Raw genomic sequence first — 18258 nt, 5'->3', positions numbered from 1 at the left:
TCGATGGCGCGCGACTACTACGAGATCCTCGGGGTTCCGCGCGACGCCGACAAGGATCAGATCCAGCAGGCGTATCGCAAACTGGCTCGGCGATATCACCCGGATGTGAATGCCGATCCGGCGGCGGAGGATCGGTTCAAGGAGGTCAGTGAGGCCTACGAGGTCCTGTCCGATCCGGCGACGCGCAGTCGCTACGACCGCTTCGGCGCGGACTTCCGGCGGGTGCCGGAGGATTACGACGAACGGGTCGGTGCGGCGTCCGGCGGATTCGGCGGCGGCGGAAGCGATTTCGGTGGCGGTCGCGGCGGGACCCGGGTGCACTTCGGCCGCGGTTTCGATGGCGACGTCGACTTCGGAGACATATTCGGCGACATCTTCGGTGGGCGGGGCGGCGGCTACGGACCGATTCCCGGCGCCGATCAGGAGGCCGTCCTGGAGTTGACCGTGGAGGAGGCCTACCGCGGCGGCAAACGCAAGCTGCGGCTCGGTGAGCGCAGCTACGACGTCGATATCCCGGCCGGCGTCATCGACGGCCAGCGGATCCGGCTGGCCGGCCAGGGTGGCCGGGGCAGCGGTGACGCGCCGGCGGGCGACCTCTACCTGGTGGTGCACATCAGGCCGCACCCGCGCTTCCGATTGGTCGGTCGCGACATCTACCTCGACCTGCCGGTGTCCCCGTGGGAGGCGGCGCTGGGCGCCACCGTCGCGATCCCGACACCGAGCGGCGAGGCGAAAGTCAAAGTGGCGCCGGGCTCCTCGACCGGACGCAAGCTGCGCCTGCGTGGCGCGGGCATGCCGAATCCCCGCGGCGCCGACGGCAACCTGTATGCCGAGGTCAAGGTGATGGTGCCGGCGAAACCGACTGCGCGCGAACGCGAGCTGTTCGAGCAGTTGGCCGCCGCGTCGACGTTCGATCCGAGGAGAGAGCAATGAGCGCACCCACCCGGCAATACGTGATCGTGCGGCAGGCGGGGGTGCGGCTCGACGAGTTCTCCCGGCGCTGCGGTCTGCATCCGAGCCTGGTGCGCAGACTGGTCGCGCTCGGGCTGCTCGACGGTGCGCGCGAAGGCACCGATCTTCGCTTCGAACCGTCCGCGGTGGCCGTGGCCGCCCGAATCCAGCGCTTGCGGTCCGGGCTCGGATTGAACTACGCGGCAATCGGGTTGGTGCTCGATCTGCTGAACCGAATCGAAGAACTCGAAGCCGATCCTCGAAGGAGGACGTCCCGATGGACACCAGCACGTTGACGGAGAAGTCTCGGGAAGCGTTGAGCGAAGCGCAGAACATCGCGACGCGATTGGGGCACAGCGAGGTCGACGGCGAGCATCTGCTGCTCGCCCTGGTCGACCAACCGGACGGACTGGTGCCCCGGCTGCTCGACCAGGCGGGTGCGGACCTCGACGCATTGCGCGCCGACTTGAATCGCGAACTGGCCCGCCGGCCCAAGGTGAGCGGTCCCGGCGCCGCGCCGGGACAGGTGATGGTCACCCGGCGTTTGGCCGCGTTGCTGGCATCGGCCGAGCGAGAAGCCAAGCGGCTCAAGGACTCCTACGTTTCGGTGGAGCATCTGGTCATGGCGTTGGCCGAGGAGGGTCCGGGCACCGCGGCGGGCCGGATCCTCGCGGGTCAGGGCATCACCAGGGAGTCGTTCCTGCAGGCGCTCACCACGGTTCGGGGGAATCAGCGGGTGACCTCCGCGACCCCGGAGGGCGCTTACGAGGCGCTGGAGAAGTACGGCCGCGATCTCGTGGCCGAAGCCCGCGCGGGCAAGCTGGACCCGGTCATCGGCCGAGACGCCGAGATCCGCAGGGTGACACAGATTTTGAGCAGGAAGACGAAGAACAATCCGGTATTGATCGGCGATCCCGGTGTCGGTAAGACCGCCATCGTGGAGGGCTTGGCTCAGCGCATCGTCCGCGGTGACGTGCCAGAAGGCCTGCGCGACAAGACGATCTTCTCCCTCGATATGGGTTCGCTGGTCGCCGGGGCGAAGTATCGCGGCGAGTTCGAGGAGCGGCTGCAAGCCGTTTTGTCGGAGGTGAAGGCAGCCGAGGGCCGCATCCTGCTCTTCGTCGACGAGCTGCACACCGTGGTCGGCGCGGGATCATCCGGTGGGGAAGGATCGCTCGATGCGGGCAACATGCTCAAGCCGATGCTCGCGCGCGGTGAGTTGCACATGATCGGCGCGACCACCTTGGACGAGTACCGCAAGCACATCGAATCCGATGCGGCACTTGAACGCCGGTTCCAGACGGTGCTGGTGGACGAGCCCAGCGTGGAGGACGCGGTGTCCATCCTGCGCGGGCTGCGCGAACGCCTCGAGGTCTTCCACGGGGTGAAGATCCAGGACGGCGCGCTGGTGGCCGCGGTAACGCTGTCGCATCGCTACATCACCGACCGATTCCTGCCGGACAAAGCCATCGACCTGGTCGACGAGGCCTGCGCGCGGCTGCGCACCGAAATCGACTCGATGCCGGCCGAACTCGACGAACTCACCAGGAAGGTGACGCGGCTGGAGATCGAAGAGGCGGCACTGTCCAAGGAGACCGACGCGGCCAGCAAGGCCCGGCTCGAGGAACTGCGGCGTGAGCTTGCCGATGTGCGGGCCGAGGCGGACTCGCGGCACGCTCAATGGGAGGCCGAACGGCAGGCGATCCGCCGAGTGCAGGAACTGCGTGGGCAACTCGAGCAATTGCGCCGCGAAGCCGAGGAGGCCGAACGCAATTACGACCTCAACCGCGCGGCCGAATTGCGCTACGGCGAGATCACCGAGCTGGAACGCAATTTGCAAGCGGCAGAGGAACAATTGCAGACCAAGCAGGGCAAGCAGCCGCTGCTGCGCGAGGTGGTCACCGAGGACGAGATCGCCGAAATCGTCGCCGCGTGGACCGGCATCCCGGTAGCCCGGCTACAGGAGGGCGAGCGGGAGAAGCTGCTGCGGCTCGATGAGATCCTGCACGAGCGGGTGATCGGGCAGGAGGAGGCGGTGCAACTCGTCGCCGACGCGGTGATCCGGGCACGTTCGGGCATCCGTGATCCACGCAGGCCGATCGGGTCGTTCATCTTCCTCGGCCCCACCGGCGTCGGTAAGACCGAACTCGCGAAGACCTTGGCCGCAACACTTTTCGACAGCGAAGACAACATGGTGCGCCTGGACATGAGCGAGTACCAGGAGCGGCACACGGTCAGCCGGTTGATCGGCGCGCCGCCCGGCTACGTCGGTTATGACGAGGGCGGGCAGCTCACCGAGGCGGTGCGCCGCAAGCCGTACTCGGTGGTGTTGTTCGACGAGATCGAGAAGGCGCACGCCGACGTCTTCAACACGCTGCTACAGGTGCTCGACGACGGCCGCATCACCGATTCGCAAGGCAGGCACGTCGATTTCCGCAACACCGTGGTGATCATGACCTCGAATATCGGCTCCCACCATCTCCTCGACGGCGTCACCGCCGACGGCGAGATCAAGCCGGACGCACGGGATCGGGTGCTGGCCGAGCTGCGCGGGCACTTCCGTCCCGAGTTCCTCAACCGCGTGGACGACATCGTGCTGTTCACGCCGTTGACACTGCCCCAGATCGAGCACATCGTCGTCCTGCAACTCGAGGAACTGCGGCACCGCCTGGCCGAACGGCAGATCACGCTCGACATCACCCCCGAAGCCCGCAGGCTCATCGCCCAGCGCGGATTCGATCCGGTCTACGGCGCGCGGCCGCTGCGCCGCTTCATCGCGCACGAGGTCGAGACGAAGATCGGCCGCGCGCTCGTGCGCGGCGACATCGGTCAGGGCGGCACGGTCACGGTCACGGTGGCCGGTGAGGATCTCGCCGTCGCGTACTCCGCGCCCGCGGCCGCGGCATGACAACGAGGTATGACTATGGAAATCGCCAAGATCAAATGCCCCAATTGCGGGAAGTTGAACCGGGTTCCGGCCGTGGCGGCGGGCACGCCGCGCTGCGGTAGCTGCCACGCACCGTTGCCCTGGATGGTCGAGGCCGGCGACGACGACTTCACCGAGGTGACCGAAAAGTCCTCGGTGCCCGTCCTTGTCGACCTCTGGGCGACCTGGTGCCGGCCCTGCGTGCTGGTCAGCCCGGCCCTCGAACGGCTCGCGACCGAACGTGCCGGTCGACTGAAGCTGGTCAAGGTCGACGTCGACGCCGCACCTCGCACCGCCGAGCGGTTCGTCGTCCGGGCCGTGCCGACCTTGCTGGTACTCGACCACGGCGAGGTGCTGGCCCGGCAGGCCGGCGCCGCTCCGGTGCCGGAACTTCGGCGATGGCTGGACCAAACCCTGTCCGACCGAGCGGAAAAGGACGTGAGCGCATGACTTCGACCCATACCGATCCCCACGTCGCGGCCATCCGGTCGGTGGCACCGCGGACACCGCAGGGGTGCGAAGAGTGTCTTCGGCTCGGCACGCCGTGGGTGCATCTGCGGCTGTGCCTGACCTGCGGGCACGTCGGCTGCTGTGACTCGTCCCCGATGCGGCACGCGCGAGCGCACGCGGCCGGGGTCGGTCACCCGATCGTCGAATCGATGGAGCCCGGCGAGAATTGGCGCTGGTGCTACGTCCACCAGAACTTCGTCTGATGAGCGTCGAAACCCCCGATGACGGGGGCGAGTTTCCGCGACTGTCGCAAGCGCAGGTGGCGACGCTCGCCGCCGGCGGTACCCGTCGGCCGGTGCGCGCCGGTGAGATCGTGGTGCGGGCCGGCGCGCGAAGCGATGAGTTCTTCGTGATCCTGTCCGGCCGCGTCGCGATCGTCGACGACGATGATGGTGAACGCCGAGTGCTGCGTATTCACGGGCCAGGCCGATTCCTCGGCGAGCTGGGTCTGCTGGAAGGTCAGGTCGCGTTCTACACCGCGGAGATGATCGAGGACGGCGAAGTGCTGGCCGTCCCGGTCCACCGCATACGCGCACTGGTCGAACACGATCCGATGCTCAGCGACCTCATTCTGCGTGCGTATCTGCTCCGCCGCTGCCGGCTGCTCGGCATGCTATCCGGGTTCCGGATCATCGGTTCCTGCTATTCGTCCGACACCCGGCGGCTGCGCGAGTTCGCGATGCGAAACCGATTGCCGCACGACTGGATCGACCTCGAGCGCGACCGCCGGGCCGAACAGCTCTTGCGTGCGCTCGGTATCGGAGCCGAGGACACGCCGGTCGTCATCTGGCGGGGCGAGCGAGTGCTGCGCAATCCGACGAACGCGGAATTGGCGCGTCTCGTCGGCCTTCCGGTGCCGGACACGCTGCGCGAGGCATGCGATCTGATCGTGGTGGGTGCCGGCCCGGCCGGTTTGGCCGCCGCGGTGTACGGCGCCGCGGACGGACTCGACACCTCGGTGCTGGAGGCGATCGCAGCGGGTGGGCAGGCGGGCACCTCCTCGTGCATCGAGAATTACCTGGGCTTTCCCGCGGGCATCTCGGGCACCGAACTGGCCGAGCGGGCGGTCATCCAGACCGGAAAGTTCGGTGCCCGGTTGCTGGTGTCCGCGGAGGTGGTCGGGCTGGAAGCCGCGGACGGACATCATCTGCTGCGGCTGGCCGGTGGCGGCGCGTTGCTCGGCCGCACCCTGGTCCTGGCCACCGGCGCCCGCTATCGGAGACTCACCGTACCCGGGATCGAGCGCCTCGAAGGCACCAGTGTGTATTACGCCGCCACCCACCAGGAGGCGTCGATATGCGGCGTGGACCCGGTGGCGATCGTCGGCGGCGGTAACTCCGCCGGACAGGCGACGGTGTTTCTCGCCGGCCGCGTCGAGCACGTGCACCTGCTCATCCGGGGCGAGGATCTGGGCAAGAGCATGTCCCGATATCTGGTCGAACGGATCGAGCAGCACCCGCGAGTGACGGTGCACCGCAACACCGAGGTGCGCGAACTGATCGGGGACGGCGAGCTCGATGCCGTCGAGGTCGAGAACAATCGGACCGCGGAACGAGAGACGCTCCCGGTGCGGGCACTGTTCGTTTTCATCGGCGCGGCGCCGTGCACCAAGTGGCTGGCGGATTCCGTGGCGCTCGACGCGCACGGCTTCGTCCGTACCGGCCTGGACGCGGTGTATCCGGCCGAGGATCAGCGCGAGTCCGGCCGTCGGCCGCTACCACTCGAAACAAGCGCGCCCGGCGTCTTCGCGGTGGGCGACGTCCGTAGCGGCTCGGTCAAACGGGTCGCGTCCGCCGTCGGCGAAGGCGCGATGGCGGTGCGCCACATTCACGAATACCTCGAGAGGAGCTGACCGAAATGCCGATCATGGGCGCTACCAAGTTTCAGCGTTTCTTCCGCGCCGCGGCCGGGCTGCAGGTGCACCACAATGACCTCGAGCGCTATGACGAGTTCATCGACGAGAAGATCTACGACCTGTTCCTCGTCGCCAAGGCGTCGGCGAAGGCGAACGCGCGCGACGTGATCGAACCGTGGGATCTGCCGATCACCGCGGGCCTGCAGCAGAGCATCCATCGGTTCGAGAAGCTGGATGAGGAGATCGAGCTGCAACCGCTGCTCGACCAGCTCGTCGCCCGTCCGCCGTTGGACGTTTCGCTCGCGGAGGAGACCGAGCGCCGGCTGCCGCTGATCGCCGGCGGTCTGAGTATGGCGCTCGCGCAGACGTTCGTCGCGATCGACCCGAAGGCCAAGCATCCGGGGACCGCCGAATGGTCGGTGGTATTCGAGATATTCCATTTGCTGCTTTGATGCATTAGCGGTGCATATTCGGCTGGACTGCGTAATGCCGGAGGGGCTGGGGTAGCTCGTGATCAACATCCGACCCCGGAGGCCAGAGCCTGTTGCCATGAACCAGCCCCTATTGAGTTATCCCATCGTCAACGGATTGGCAGGCGTCCAGCTGATGTCGCTGCGCGGGCTGTGCGCGTTGTCCGCAGCGCTGTCGAGCGAGCACGAAGTGGTGGAGATCTTGCGCATGGCAGGCGCGGCCGTCCCCTCCCTCGGCTCGTGTCGCACGCTGGCGAGCTACCGCCGGGTGGACGGCGAATTCCAGCGGTACCCACCGGGGCGACTCGCACAGCCCGGCCTGGACGCGCAGGTCAGCGCCCAGGACGGCGCGGGCAGCGTGACCTTGGCCGACGAGAAATGGAGTTGGGCGTTTGTCCTTGGGAGTTTGTCCGGGGTCTTCGGGTCACTGATTGTCAGCTCCGATCGCGCGCCGCGGCCCGACGAGATATTCCTGCTGGAAGTGCTGGCGCAGATCACCGGTGCGGCATTGGCCAATGCGGCCACCCACGAACGCGCCTGCCTGCATGCGGCCGAACTCACCGAGATCAACGAACATTTGGCCGCCACAGTCCTGCGTCTCGAACGGCAGACGCGCGCACTGGAGGTGCTCTCCGGAGCCGCCGCCTACGGACAGGGCGAACAGGGTATCGCCGACGCCATCGCCCAGCTGACCGATTTTCCGGTCGCGGTCGAGGACCCCTTCGGCAATCTCCGGGCCTGGTCGGGACCCGGCCGGCCGGACCCGTATCCCAAAACCGCGCCGGAGCAGCGTGATCGACTACTGCGCCGGCTGGCAACGCACAATGCGCCGCTTCGGGTCCACGACCGGGTGATCATGTTGGTGAAGCCGCGTGCCGAGGTCCTCGGCACCCTCGCATTGATCGATCCGGACGATCTGGTGGCCGAGCCTCAGCTGTTCGCGCTGGCGTACGGCAGCACCATGCTCGCCCTCGAACTCGCCCACCAGCGCAATCTCGCCGAGATCGAACTGCGGTTGCGCCGCGATCTCGTCGACGATCTGGCCGCCGGTACCGACAACGACAGTGCCTACGCCCGTGCCGAGGCTTTGGGACACGATCTGCGCGGAACGCACTACGTCGTCTTGGTGCACAGCGCGAGTCGCCTCGATGCGATCGCCGAGGTGGCGAGCCGCGCTGCGTCGGCTCAGGGGCTGCAATCGATCCAGGGTCGGCACAGCGGCATGATCGTGCTCGTCACCGATCGCCGGCCGGATCCGGCCGTCCTCCACCACGCCATCCGCGAGGGTGTCGACACAACCTCGATCACCATCGGCATCAGCGGCCGGTGCGAGCAACCGAGCGATCTCGCGCGCTCCTTCGCCGACGCGCACCGGGCCGTGCACATCCGGCTACGGTCGCGCATCCCGGACGGCGCAACGGCATTCGACGAACTCGGTTTCTATCGTCTGGTCGACGCGGCACACATCCAGGGCCAGGTCGAGGACTTCGTGTGCGAATGGCTCGGCGCCCTACTGGATTACGACGACAACCGGAACTCCGATCTCGTCTACACCCTGGCCCAGTATCTGGAATGTGGCGGCAACTACGACGATTCCGCCGCCGTGCTCCACATCCATCGCAGCACCCTGCGTTACCGCCTCGGCCGTATCCGCGAACTCACCGGCTTCGACCTGCGCGATATGAACACCCGGTTCAATCTCCAAGCCGCAACGCGCGCTTGGCAATTCCTCTCCGTGATCCCGGATCCGTGACCAGCAAATGGTGTGCCGGTCACGGATCCGGGGGTTCAGGCGATGCGCGCATCGAGAACGAGTACGACCGACGTCGCGATCGAGAACGCGAGGAAAACGATGGCGCCCAGCATGTTCCGGTCGCCGGTGCGGATGTGGGCGAGGATCGCGCCGGTGAAGTAGAGCACCAGCCCGATCGCGGCGGCGATCGCGAAGGGCGGGAACCAGATGCCCCCGATGAGACCGACCGTGGCGGCGATTTGCAGGCTGCCGAGGGCGGCGAGCTGGGACGTGCTGAGGTGGACCGCTTCGGCGAACTGGCGGATCCAGGCCGGGCGGACGAACTTCATCACGCCGGACTGAAGCATTGCCAGAGCGAGCAGGACGGACAGGATCAAGGCTGCGATATGCATGGCGGCAACGCTAAGGATCCGAAAGGTACCTTTTGGTAACCTTCGGATCGTGAGCTCTGCTGCCGGAACGATGTTCATGACCGACTGTCCCGCGCGCACGGCAATCGAGATCATCGCGAACAAATGGTCCGTACTCACCCTGTACGCGCTGAAAGACGGCCCCAAGCGGCACAGCGAACTCGTCGCGCTGTCCGGCGGGATCTCCCGCAAGGTACTCACCCAGACCCTGCGCCGTCTGCAGAGCAACGGTCTCATCGATCGGCAGCGGTACGCCGAAGCGCCGCCGCGGGTGGAATACCGCCTGACCCCCCTCGGCCGGACGCTCCAGGAGCCGATAGCGATGCTGACCGAGTGGGCGCAGGCGCACGGAGAAGCGCTCGTCGATTTCCAGGAATCGGCCGCCGCGCACCAGGGACAGTAGGTGCAAGACCTGCATCTCCGGAAACTGCTGTCGTCCTTCCGGTCAGCACCACACGACCGGGTTGCCGGTGTCGACGGAGGCTTGAAGCACTCTGGTCAATGGGTTGAGTAGGTAGTCGAAATGGTCTGGGGTGACCGGAGTTTTCCGCACGCGCAGTCGGCGCGGATAGGCCGGAAATTTCTTCGGGTTGATCGGCGCGCGGGCCGGAATCCTTGTTCGCTGTCCGGTGTCGAGGTCGGTGAACCAGGTTCCGCCTCGCCACGATTGTTTCTGGGTGAATTCGCGTGCCCGGAAGACCTCTGATTCGGGATCTGTGGAGGTATCGGTGATCGTGAAGCCTGCGTCGGCGTCGAGGGCGAAGCTGTGTCCGGTCCGGCCGTCCCAGATGAAGACGCCGTTATAGGACGGTACGCCGGTGATCAGCGTTTCGCCGGTCGCGGCGTCGACGAGGTCCGTGTGGGTGCCGACCTCGGATTGTGCTCGGAACAGGTCGATTTCGGCAAGCGCGGCCAAGGCTGACGTTGGCGGAAGCAGGCCACCGTTGCCGCTGGGAAGCTCCGCGGAAAGGGTCGGGAAGGCGGCTGTGCCGCTCGCCGTCAAGGCCGACTGGAAGAGCCGGTAGCCGGACCAATTCGAGATCCGTTCGGACACGAGGTCCATACGTTTGTGCGGACACGCGCCGTCCCGAATCCAGCCGTCGACACTGCGGTGCTGATCTTCGTGCCCTTCGTAGGGCATCGAGAACGTCAGATAGCCTTCGCCGTCCTCGACGATCAGGTCCGCCGGGACCGGCGCGGTCGCGGTGCGACCGTCCTGCCAGCACCGGCAGCGCACGAAGGCATCCAACCCCATTGCGTCATCGTAGGTGGCCGACCAGCGGCTAACGGTGCAAGTAGACCGGTAGCCGGGAATGCCCGTTGGAGATGAAGCTGCGCACGGGGCGCAGCTCGGTCGGATCGCCGGCCGAGCTGAGCTCCGGGAACCGAGCGAACAGCGCGGGCAACGCGATCTGCGCCTCGAGCCGGGCCAGCGGCGCGCCGAGGCAATGGTGAACCCCGTGCCCGAACGCGAGGTGATGCCCCTTGGTGTCGCGATGCACGTCGAATTCGTCGGCGGTGGACCCGTGCACCCGAGGATCGCGACCGGCCGCGGCGTAGGACGCGAGGATGGCATCCCCCTGCGGAATGCGGAAGCCATCGATGTCGAGATCCTCGGCCGCGAACCGAAGCGGCAGATGCGCCAGCGGCGCTTGGTAGCGCAGCGCCTCCTCCACCACATCAGCCCAGCTCGACCTCCCCGCCAGCACATCGGCTCGCTGCCGGGGACGGGTCAGCAGCGCGAAAATCGCTTGGTCGAGCAGGTTTACGGTGGTCTCGTGCCCGGCGCTGATGATCAGCATGAGGGTGTCGACCAGTTCCTTCTCGGTCAGCCGGGCACCGTCCTCGTCGTAGGCGGCGGTCAGCAGGCTGGTGATGTCGTCGCCCGGCTCGGCTCTGCGGTAGCCGACGAGTTCGCTTACCAGACCGTACATTTCGAGATAGTTGGCCGGTGGATCCTTGCGCGTGTCCGAGGTGTCGAAGAACCGGTCCACGCAGAAGTGCAGCGGGGCGGCCAAATGCTCTGGGACGCCGATTAATTCGCAGATCACGCGAATCGGCACCGGGTAAGCGAACTGCCGCCGCAGGTCGACCACCGCGCCGGAGTGGGTCGTGGACAGCTGGTCCAGCAGGTCGGCGGTGATCGCTTCGATCCGTGGACGCATCGCCATCGTCCGGCGGTGGGTGAACGCGGGGGCGACCAGCTTTCGCAATCGCCGGTGTTCGGGCCCGTAGGCGGTGAACATATTGTCGACGCCGACCCACGAACGCAACGGCCAATCCGCCGGAATCTGTCCCGTGGTGAACGCCGTCCAGTGCCGCCGTGCGTCCTTGGATACCCGGGAGTCGGTCAGCAGGCGGCGGAGTACGGCCGCATCGGTCACCGACCAGGCGGGAACATTGCCGGGTAGCACGACCCGGGTGATCGGCCCGCGGCCGCGGATCCGGGCCGACTCGCCTTGGATGTCGGCACCGGCGGTATCCAGAACTATCGGTTCATGTTCCATGTGCTTCCTCCTCCATTACCCGAATCCCTCTGCACTACAGGTCATCTCGTTCTCCTGCGAACCTGACCGGGCACTTCGAAGCCTATGAATATCGGCTCCGCGCACGCTTGCACCGCTGCGCCATCCGAATGGAATGTTCGCGCCATGACAACCGCCGCGGACGAATCGCAAAGTGTGCCGTATACGGCCGAGCTTGAATTGGAGCGAGCGCGAAAATAGGCTCCGATCAGGGAACACGGAATGGATCGGCAGGCGATGGACAGCACCGGAGCGGAGTTCGCCGGCTCGCGCGGAGGGTTCTCCCTGGACTCCACCGTCGGGGGTGCCGTTTCGCGCGGGTTCGACACCTTCCGCCACGGCTGGCAGACGCAGGTCGGCGCGGCCTTTCCGCTACCGACCTTCAGCCAGGCCACGACCGGCGATTTCCGGGTCCGCAGTCGCGTGGCAAAGCTGCACGACGTGGCGATCACCGATCTCGACAGCGCGTCGGTCATCCGGACGGCGGGCACTCCGTACGGCTATGCGCACCAGGTGCGGATGTATGTGGTGCGGCGCGGCGTCTGGTCGCTGGGAGGCGTGGCCGGTCGAGGCGAACACACGGTGCGGGCCGGGCAGTTCCTCCTGCGGCACGGCGCGCCGTTGCATTTCGGCGCGTCGCCGCACACCACGGTGCAGATCGTGACGCTGCCTGCCACCGCGTTCGATCCCCGGTTACGAAACCGCTGCGTCACCGAGTCGGCGGATTCCGCCGAGATGCGCCTGCTGCTGGCCCACACGAACATGGTCCATGCGACGGTGACCGACCTCGGTCCCGCCGGTGTGCACGCCGCGCACGGTGCCCTGCTCGAACTGGCCAAGGCCGTGGTGACGGGCCGCTTCGATGATGCCGAACCCGAGCTGAGACCGGCGCTCGTCCGAGCGGCGAAGGAAGCGGCGGACCGCAGGCTCGCCGAGCCCGAGCTGTCCCCGGCGCTGCTCGCCCGGGAACTCAACGTCTCCGTGCGCACCCTGCAACGAGCGTTCACCTCGGCAGGTGAGTCGGTGACCGGCTACATCCGCCACCGCAGGCTGGCGCAGGCCCGGTCCGCCCTCGCCCAGACCCGACCGCCGAGCGTCACCGAACTGGCCGCGTACTGGCAATTCTCCGACAGCAGCCATTTCATCCGTGCCTTCAAGAAACGCTACGGTCAGACGCCCGTCGAGTACGCCCGTTCAGTGCGGTCCACCGGGTCCTAAAGCTCTGGCGGACAACACGCCTCGCGCTCCGGCACCGTCGCCGATGCCCAAACAGGTGTTGCCGGAGAAGATCCCGAGTTCGTAGTGCACCGAATCGGCATCGAAAGCGGTTACCAGAACGCCGATCTCGTAGTCACCGGGATAAGTGACCTCGCCGAGGTAGTCGATCCGATACGACGACGGCGCCAGATCCGGCACCAGCCCGTCCGCGCCGAGCGCCGCGGCCGTGAACGCCGCGATCGCCTCGTCATACCAGGTGGTGAGCGCCAGGTAATTGACGTGCTGATTGATGTCGACATCGCCGATCCGCGCGCGCAGCGGAGCGAAAAACACGTAGTGGTCGCGCTTTTGACGTTCCGCGCCCGGCCGATTCTCCGTCCCACTCGAATCCGGTACGGACAGCTCGGTGAGATCCGCGATCAATTCATCCGGCAGCGCCAGCGGCCCCGCCGGACCGAGGTTCAGCACCGTGGCCCCGCCGCGCCCCACCAGCTCGCCCCTGGAGAACACCGCCTGCGCATAGGTGAACGAAGACCGCCCGATCCGGCGAATGCCGGTATGCACCTTCACCTCCGCGTGTGTCCCGTAGACGGGTGCCAGCCGCTCGATCCGTTGACTGACGAAGATGATCTGATGGGCTCCGAACCCACCGGCATCGACGAGCCGTTCGAACCGGGACAGCCGCACCCGTATCCGAGCGTCCTCCAGCCAACGAGCCATCCCGACCGTGCTCACGGCGCCGTTTCGCCCGAGATCGCCCTGCCGCACCCGAATATCGCACTGGACCGGAAACACCGGGTAGCTGATGGAATTCATGAGATGACCATAGGAAAGTGACGCCGCACCACACTTGAACACACACGCCAACCGAATGGAACATCCACGCCAATCGCGCGGATCAGTGCCGCCTTGGGCAATGCCGAAGGTTCTTACAGCCTAATTACGATGTATCACAGAAACTTTCCCGGATTCGCCGCCACTTTCCGGCGCAGCACCGGGCGATTCGCTCGATAAGCCTCGACCACCGACGCCAGTTCGTGCGGACTGGCTCCGTGCATGATCACGGAGTGGCAGCCGAGGTCGAACTCGCGGGAGATCTTCTGTACGCACTGTTCCGGTGTGCCGTAGGCGGCGGCGCTGAGCCATTCGTCGGGGATGAGCGCGTCGAACTGTTCGAGGACTTCCACGGACGCGGAGGCGTCGATCGGTCCGGCCGCGGCGGCATCCTGGAAGAGCTGGGTAGCGCGGATCCGCTCCCAGACCTGGGGGTCCCAGCCGTTGGCGTTGATGAGGACGTCGGCGTAGGCCTGGAGGTAGGTCACCAGGCGGCCGGTCCGGCGGCGTAGCTGATCCTCGTCGGAGAGTGCGTCACTCGCGGTGGCCAGGCACGACCAGATTCGGACACTGTCAGGGTCCTTGCCGGCTCGTTCGGCGCCACGGCGTACCGCCGCAACGGAGTTCGCGGTGGCTTCCTCGGAGAAGAAGGTGTGCAGGATGACGAAATCGCCTATCTCTCCGGCGAGTTCGAGGGTCTTCGGGCCGACCGCGACGAAACCGATCGGCGGTGCGTCCGCTAATCCGTTCTGGTGGTACAGAACTGGCCACGAACCGGCCGGCCCTTTGCGGTCGATGAGGGTTTCGCCTGCCCACAACCGCCGCAGAATGTCGACGAAGTCCCGGAGTTGGGCCTCGGTGACCGCCGGTAGCCCGATCGCCTTCCAATTCGCCGCCATGCCGCGGCCGAAGGCCATCGCATACCGGCCCTCGGTCAGTGCGTGCATTGTCGAGCCCATGGTCGCCGTGACCATCGGGTGCCGGGTGTGGTGATTCGTCGCGGCCGCCGCGACCCCCAGATCGGTGGTGCACCCGGCAATTCCGCCGGACAGCACCGCGGAATCCTTGACGGTCATGCGTTCGCCGATCATGCATGATCCGAGGCCGATCTCCTCCGCGGTGCGTGCCTCCGGGAAGAGCACCCTGGCATCGGCGGGGTGTCGGGTGACGCAGTAGTAGGCCAGTTCATTGAGTTGTTCGAGCACGAGAATGGTTCTCCCCAAGTAGTTTTCGGGACGGAGGTCAGGCGCCGAGATCGGCGAGCAGCTCTTCGACGAGCGACCGGTGATGGAAGAGGATCTCGATGTCGTCGGGCCGTTCCATCTCACCGAAATGAACCTGACGCCCGCCGGACCGCATGAAGACGACGCAGTAGTTGAGCGCGGCATACAGCGTGTACCAGGTGAGATCGCCGATCTGCACGCCCGAGTGCGCGCGGTAGGTCGCCGTCACGTCCTCCGCACGCAGGAACTCCGGCATCCCGGGCAGGCCGTAGGTATTGGCGATGGTCTGGAAGACGCGGTGCGCGAAGATCAACCAGGCCAGGTCGAGTTCGCGGGGGCCGATTGTGGCCAGTTCCCAGTCGAGCACCGCGACCGGCGTGAAGTCCCGGTACATGCAGTTGCCGATGCGGGCGTCGCCCCAGGACAGCACGGTCTCACCGGACGAAGTATCGGGCAGATTCGCGCTGAGCCACACCAGGATTCGCTCGACCAGCGCCGACTTTCCACTGTCGCGGGCGGCGAATTCGTACCACCGCTCTGCGCGTCGGAGGGTGCGTTCGAGCGGGCTGGAACCGGGCTGCCGTGGGTCGAGGAAGGCGAAGGTGGTGGCCGCGTCCGGAATGGCGTGCAGCTCGGCGAGCACCTCGATTGTGCTGTGCTGCAACCGGCTTTGCTGTTCGGGAGTCGCGTCGAAGAGCCAGTTGTCGCCGAAGGTGTAGGGCATCACGTCGGGAGGTACCAGGCCGTCGACGCGGTCCATCAGGAGAAATGGCGTGCCGAGCACGTCGCCCGTCGGCTCGATGAACCGCACCCGCGGGACGGGAACCTCGCTCGATTCGGCCACGATGCGCATGGCGTCGAACTGATCCGGCAGGTTGTAGTTCTCCAGGACGGGGAAGTCGCCGGGCGCGGGCACCATGCGAGCGATCAGATCGGCGGACCGCACGGCCTCGGCCTCGGTCCAATTCAGCTGCAGCACCATGGTTTCCGCCGACATGCCGTTGCTGTCTATGCCGGAGCGCAAGGTGACGTCCGGCTCGGCGCCTGCCGGGAGCTGCGCGCTCAGCCATTCGGTGAGGTGTGGGATCAGCGTGCTGGTGTCGCGGCTACTGCGTTGCAGGCGCATGCCCTTTTCGGCCCGGGGTTGAGACATCGATCACTCCTGACAGCTGTGCGAAAACTGCGGATAACCATCAGTCGCCGTCGCACAATTGTCAACAAGGGTTCTCAATGAATGGGAGTTACTCCAGGTAGGCCGTGGTCGCGTCGATCAGCCCGCGCAGCGCGCTGGCCACGTCGGCGGCGGAGGTCAGCCTGCGCTCGTTATTGATGCCGCGAATCGCCGGCGGGATCAGGCACCGGATCCGGTGCACCTTCTGTGGATCGAGCGGCAGGTCGGCCAGGGAGTGTTCGAAGGCTCTGAGCCACGCGTCCTCGTACGCGGCCATGGCCGCCGAAGTCTGGGGGAACTGGGCAAGACGTTCCGTCTGCTCCGTGGGCAGCCCGGCGCGCAGGGTTTCCACCGCGCGTCCCTCGGGTGCGCCGAGGATGGTCCAGATGGCGTTCACCATTTCGCCCACCCGCTCCTGGATCGAACCGCTGAACCGCGGCCAGGTCTCCGGGCTGCTCGCGCCACTACGATCCGTCAGCTCGATCAGCACCGCGGCCCACAATCCGTCCAGGTCGCCGAACTGATGCTGCAGCGTTCCCCAGCTGACCCCCGCCGCTCGCGCCACCCGATTCGCCGACAGCGGTTCGCCGGACCCCTCCGCGAGACAGGTGATGGCGACGTCGAGCAGCCGCTGCCGGGTCTCCCTGCCCTTTTTGTTGAGCCGAGTTCCGGCCGCGGATTGCATCGTCGGTCCCGCTGCGGTCATCGGTACCTCCATTTCGCCGGACAGCCGAAGGAAGCCTTGCACACCGCTCGTCGCGCCGGCGCCGGGCAAGCGGCCGCCGGTGTGCGGCATACCTATGGCAGCTTCCGCGTCTACCGATGTCACGGAACGAATTCGTCGGCAGACTGAGTCCATGCACTACATCGGCATGGTGCCCGGCCCGCCGCTGGACCGGTTCATCGACGATATCTACTGCCTGACCGGGGCGCCGAACCATCGCCGGATGATCGTCCCGCCGATGCCGTCCGCGCATCTGTTCATCAACCTGGGCGACCCGGCCCGGCTGTGGGATTCCGATGCCTCGGTGCCGCCGGCGGTTTTCGCGGACGGATGGTTCATGGGCCTGTGGACCAGGCGTTTTCTGTTCGAATACCCCGAGCGGGTGCGGCTGGTCGGGGTGCACTTCAAGCCGTGGGGGATTTCGCCGTTCGTCGACCTGCCGGTGCGTGAGTTGCGGGATCGATGGGTGCCGGTCGACGGCGTCTGGCGGCGATCGGTGGAGCGGATCCGCAACCAGATCGGCGATCTCGCCTCGCCCGCCGAGACGCTGCGGGCGGTAGAAGCGGAACTGCGGGCACGGCTGGCCGAGGGGCCGTCGCGCGGTCTCGAACTGGTCCAGCAGGTCGGCGGGCGCTTGGCGAGTTCGCGCGGCGGAATCTCGGTCGGTGCGCTGTCGGATGCCGCCGGGGTCAGTGGCAATCACCTTGCCACACAGTTCAAGTCGCATGTCGGAGTCACGCCGAAGCAGGTGGCGCGGATCTACCGGTTCGCGCGGCTGATCTTGTCCGTGGACGTCGGGCGTCCGGTCGATTGGCCGGGGCTCGCCCATACCGTGGGCTACTTCGACCAAGCCCACTTCAGCCGGGAGTTCAAGGACTTCACCGGCCTTACTCCGACGGATTACCTGGCCTTGCGGCGCCGATTCCCCGCTGACCAGGGGTTCCCGCCGGACAACGGTCCGATGCCCGCTGATTGATTTTTTACAAGACCATCCGTGCGCGGGACGACAAGATCGGAAGCGAATACCGAGAGACCCGAGGAGAACCAGTGGGAACAGTGATCATGCACAACGTGGCGTCGGTGGACGGCTTCATCGCCGACAAGAACGACGACGTCGGGCCGCTGCACGATTGGTACTTCAACGGGGACACCCCGCTCGCCGAAGTCGATGAGGACGACCCGGGGTACGACCATTCCGGAACCGGCAGCGGGATCAAGGTGTCGCGCGTCTCGGCGGAGTACGTCGGATCGATCTGGGCGAGCATCGGCACAATCATCATGGGCCGCAGGCTTTTCGACCTCGTGAACGGCTGGGAAGGGCGCCCGCCCGCAGGTGACCACGTCGTCGTGGTGTCCCACCGCCCCAAGCCCGAAGGCTGGCATCCCGAGGCGTCCTACCATTTCGTCGACGACGTGACGGCCGCGGTCGCCAAGGCGCAGGAACTCGCCGGTGACCGGACCGTCGCCGTGAACGCCGGTGAAGTAGGCGGCCAAATCCTTGCGGCCGGCCTCGTGGACGAGGTGGCGATGGACCTCGTGCCGGTCGTATTCGGTTCGGGCAAAAGGTATTTCGGCAGCATCGATGGACAGCATCTACTGGAGGACCCGCACGTGGTCATCCAGGGCGAAGGGGTCCTGCACCTGAAGTTCAAGGTCCGCCGCTAGCACCCTGGCCAGGCAGGGCATCC

General features: G+C 66.5%; 19 protein-coding genes. 12 read left to right on the top strand and 7 right to left on the bottom strand.

Annotation, left to right across the window (positions count from 1 at the left end; all coding sequences use genetic code 11):
* Positions 1-3: 3 nt before the first annotated feature.
* The 8 genes from ACFYO1_RS19545 (at position 4) to ACFYO1_RS19510 (ending at position 8465) form a co-directional block, all read left to right on the top strand.
* Entirely contained in the window at positions 4-933 is a 930-nt protein-coding gene (locus tag ACFYO1_RS19545; RefSeq protein WP_387232671.1) for a DnaJ C-terminal domain-containing protein, read from the top strand.
* On the top strand, positions 930-1247 hold the full coding sequence (locus ACFYO1_RS19540; protein ID WP_387232668.1) for a chaperone modulator CbpM: 318 nt from the start codon (positions 930-932) through the stop codon (positions 1245-1247). Before ACFYO1_RS19545 ends, ACFYO1_RS19540 begins: the two co-directional genes overlap by 4 nt.
* Complete coding sequence (gene clpB, locus ACFYO1_RS19535; RefSeq protein WP_387232665.1) at positions 1229-3859, top strand: ATP-dependent chaperone ClpB; 2631 nt, start codon at positions 1229-1231, stop codon at positions 3857-3859. Before ACFYO1_RS19540 ends, clpB begins: the two co-directional genes overlap by 19 nt.
* A gap of 15 nt (positions 3860-3874) precedes the next feature.
* Positions 3875-4327: a thioredoxin family protein gene (locus ACFYO1_RS19530; RefSeq protein WP_387235231.1), complete on the top strand. Its 453-nt coding sequence runs from the start codon at positions 3875-3877 to the stop codon at positions 4325-4327.
* Complete coding sequence (locus ACFYO1_RS19525) at positions 4324-4590, top strand: UBP-type zinc finger domain-containing protein (protein ID WP_387232663.1); 267 nt, start codon at positions 4324-4326, stop codon at positions 4588-4590. The genes ACFYO1_RS19530 and ACFYO1_RS19525 overlap by 4 nt, the downstream gene beginning before the upstream one ends.
* Positions 4590-6239 (top strand): FAD-dependent oxidoreductase, encoded by a 1650-nt coding sequence (locus ACFYO1_RS19520; protein WP_387232660.1) that lies wholly within the window; start codon positions 4590-4592, stop codon positions 6237-6239. The genes ACFYO1_RS19525 and ACFYO1_RS19520 overlap by 1 nt, the downstream gene beginning before the upstream one ends.
* A gap of 14 nt (positions 6240-6253) precedes the next feature.
* Positions 6254-6694, top strand: a complete 441-nt coding sequence (locus ACFYO1_RS19515) for a DUF1931 family protein (protein WP_387232657.1) — start codon at positions 6254-6256, stop codon at positions 6692-6694.
* Between the two features lie 97 nt (positions 6695-6791).
* The gene (locus tag ACFYO1_RS19510) at positions 6792-8465 is read left to right on the top strand and encodes a PucR family transcriptional regulator (protein ID WP_387232654.1); all 1674 of its coding nucleotides are present in this window, start codon (positions 6792-6794) and stop codon (positions 8463-8465) included.
* 35 nt (positions 8466-8500) lie between these two features.
* Here ACFYO1_RS19510 and ACFYO1_RS19505 read toward each other — a convergent pair whose 3' ends face one another.
* Positions 8501-8935, bottom strand: coding sequence for a DoxX family protein (locus ACFYO1_RS19505; RefSeq protein ID WP_387232651.1), 435 nt, complete (start codon positions 8933-8935; stop codon positions 8501-8503).
* On the opposite strand from ACFYO1_RS19505, the gene ACFYO1_RS19500 reads away from it, so the two are divergent.
* Positions 8934-9278, top strand: coding sequence for a winged helix-turn-helix transcriptional regulator (locus ACFYO1_RS19500; RefSeq protein ID WP_387232648.1), 345 nt, complete (start codon positions 8934-8936; stop codon positions 9276-9278). The genes ACFYO1_RS19505 and ACFYO1_RS19500 overlap by 2 nt on opposite strands.
* A 42-nt stretch (positions 9279-9320) precedes the next feature.
* Here the strand turns inward: ACFYO1_RS19500 and ACFYO1_RS19495 are convergent, their stop codons facing one another.
* Positions 9321-10130 (bottom strand): hypothetical protein, encoded by an 810-nt coding sequence (locus tag ACFYO1_RS19495; protein ID WP_387232645.1) that lies wholly within the window; start codon positions 10128-10130, stop codon positions 9321-9323.
* A 28-nt stretch (positions 10131-10158) separates the two neighbouring features.
* A complete protein-coding gene (locus tag ACFYO1_RS19490; protein WP_387232642.1) occupies positions 10159-11382 on the bottom strand; it encodes a cytochrome P450 in 1224 nt (407 codons plus the stop codon).
* A gap of 240 nt (positions 11383-11622) precedes the next feature.
* Here ACFYO1_RS19490 and ACFYO1_RS19485 point away from each other — a divergent pair, with 240 nt between their 5' ends.
* Positions 11623-12618, top strand: a complete 996-nt coding sequence (locus tag ACFYO1_RS19485; RefSeq protein ID WP_387232639.1) for a helix-turn-helix domain-containing protein — start codon at positions 11623-11625, stop codon at positions 12616-12618.
* On the opposite strand, the gene ACFYO1_RS19480 is transcribed toward ACFYO1_RS19485, so the two are convergent.
* From ACFYO1_RS19480 to ACFYO1_RS19465, 4 genes are all read right to left on the bottom strand, one after another.
* Positions 12595-13434 (bottom strand): hypothetical protein, encoded by an 840-nt coding sequence (locus ACFYO1_RS19480; RefSeq protein WP_387232636.1) that lies wholly within the window; start codon positions 13432-13434, stop codon positions 12595-12597. The genes ACFYO1_RS19485 and ACFYO1_RS19480 overlap by 24 nt on opposite strands.
* 134 nt (positions 13435-13568) lie before the next feature.
* On the bottom strand, positions 13569-14657 hold the full coding sequence (locus ACFYO1_RS19475; RefSeq protein ID WP_387232633.1) for a TIGR03857 family LLM class F420-dependent oxidoreductase: 1089 nt from the start codon (positions 14655-14657) through the stop codon (positions 13569-13571).
* Between the two features lie 37 nt (positions 14658-14694).
* Positions 14695-15828 carry a phosphotransferase family protein gene (locus ACFYO1_RS19470; RefSeq protein WP_387232631.1) on the bottom strand — a complete coding sequence of 378 codons (1134 nt, stop codon included), beginning with the start codon at positions 15826-15828 and terminating at the stop codon, positions 14695-14697.
* Positions 15829-15916: 88 nt separating this feature from the next.
* Positions 15917-16552: a TetR/AcrR family transcriptional regulator gene (locus tag ACFYO1_RS19465; RefSeq protein WP_387232628.1), complete on the bottom strand. Its 636-nt coding sequence runs from the start codon at positions 16550-16552 to the stop codon at positions 15917-15919.
* Between the two features lie 151 nt (positions 16553-16703).
* Here ACFYO1_RS19465 and ACFYO1_RS19460 point away from each other — a divergent pair, with 151 nt between their 5' ends.
* Together ACFYO1_RS19460 and ACFYO1_RS19455 are read left to right on the top strand one after the other, a co-directional pair.
* Complete coding sequence (locus ACFYO1_RS19460) at positions 16704-17546, top strand: helix-turn-helix domain-containing protein (protein WP_387232625.1); 843 nt, start codon at positions 16704-16706, stop codon at positions 17544-17546.
* 71 nt (positions 17547-17617) lie between these two features.
* Positions 17618-18235, top strand: coding sequence for a dihydrofolate reductase family protein (locus ACFYO1_RS19455; protein ID WP_387232622.1), 618 nt, complete (start codon positions 17618-17620; stop codon positions 18233-18235).
* The last annotated feature ends 23 nt before the right edge of the window (positions 18236-18258 follow it).

Origin of the sequence: Nocardia sp. NPDC006044 (genome assembly GCF_042871115.1) — a bacterium.
In the GTDB taxonomy this organism is placed as follows: domain Bacteria; phylum Actinomycetota; class Actinomycetes; order Mycobacteriales; family Mycobacteriaceae; genus Nocardia.
The sequence above is the reverse complement of the archived record's forward strand: the minus strand, read 5'-3'. Positions and strand labels throughout refer to the sequence as shown.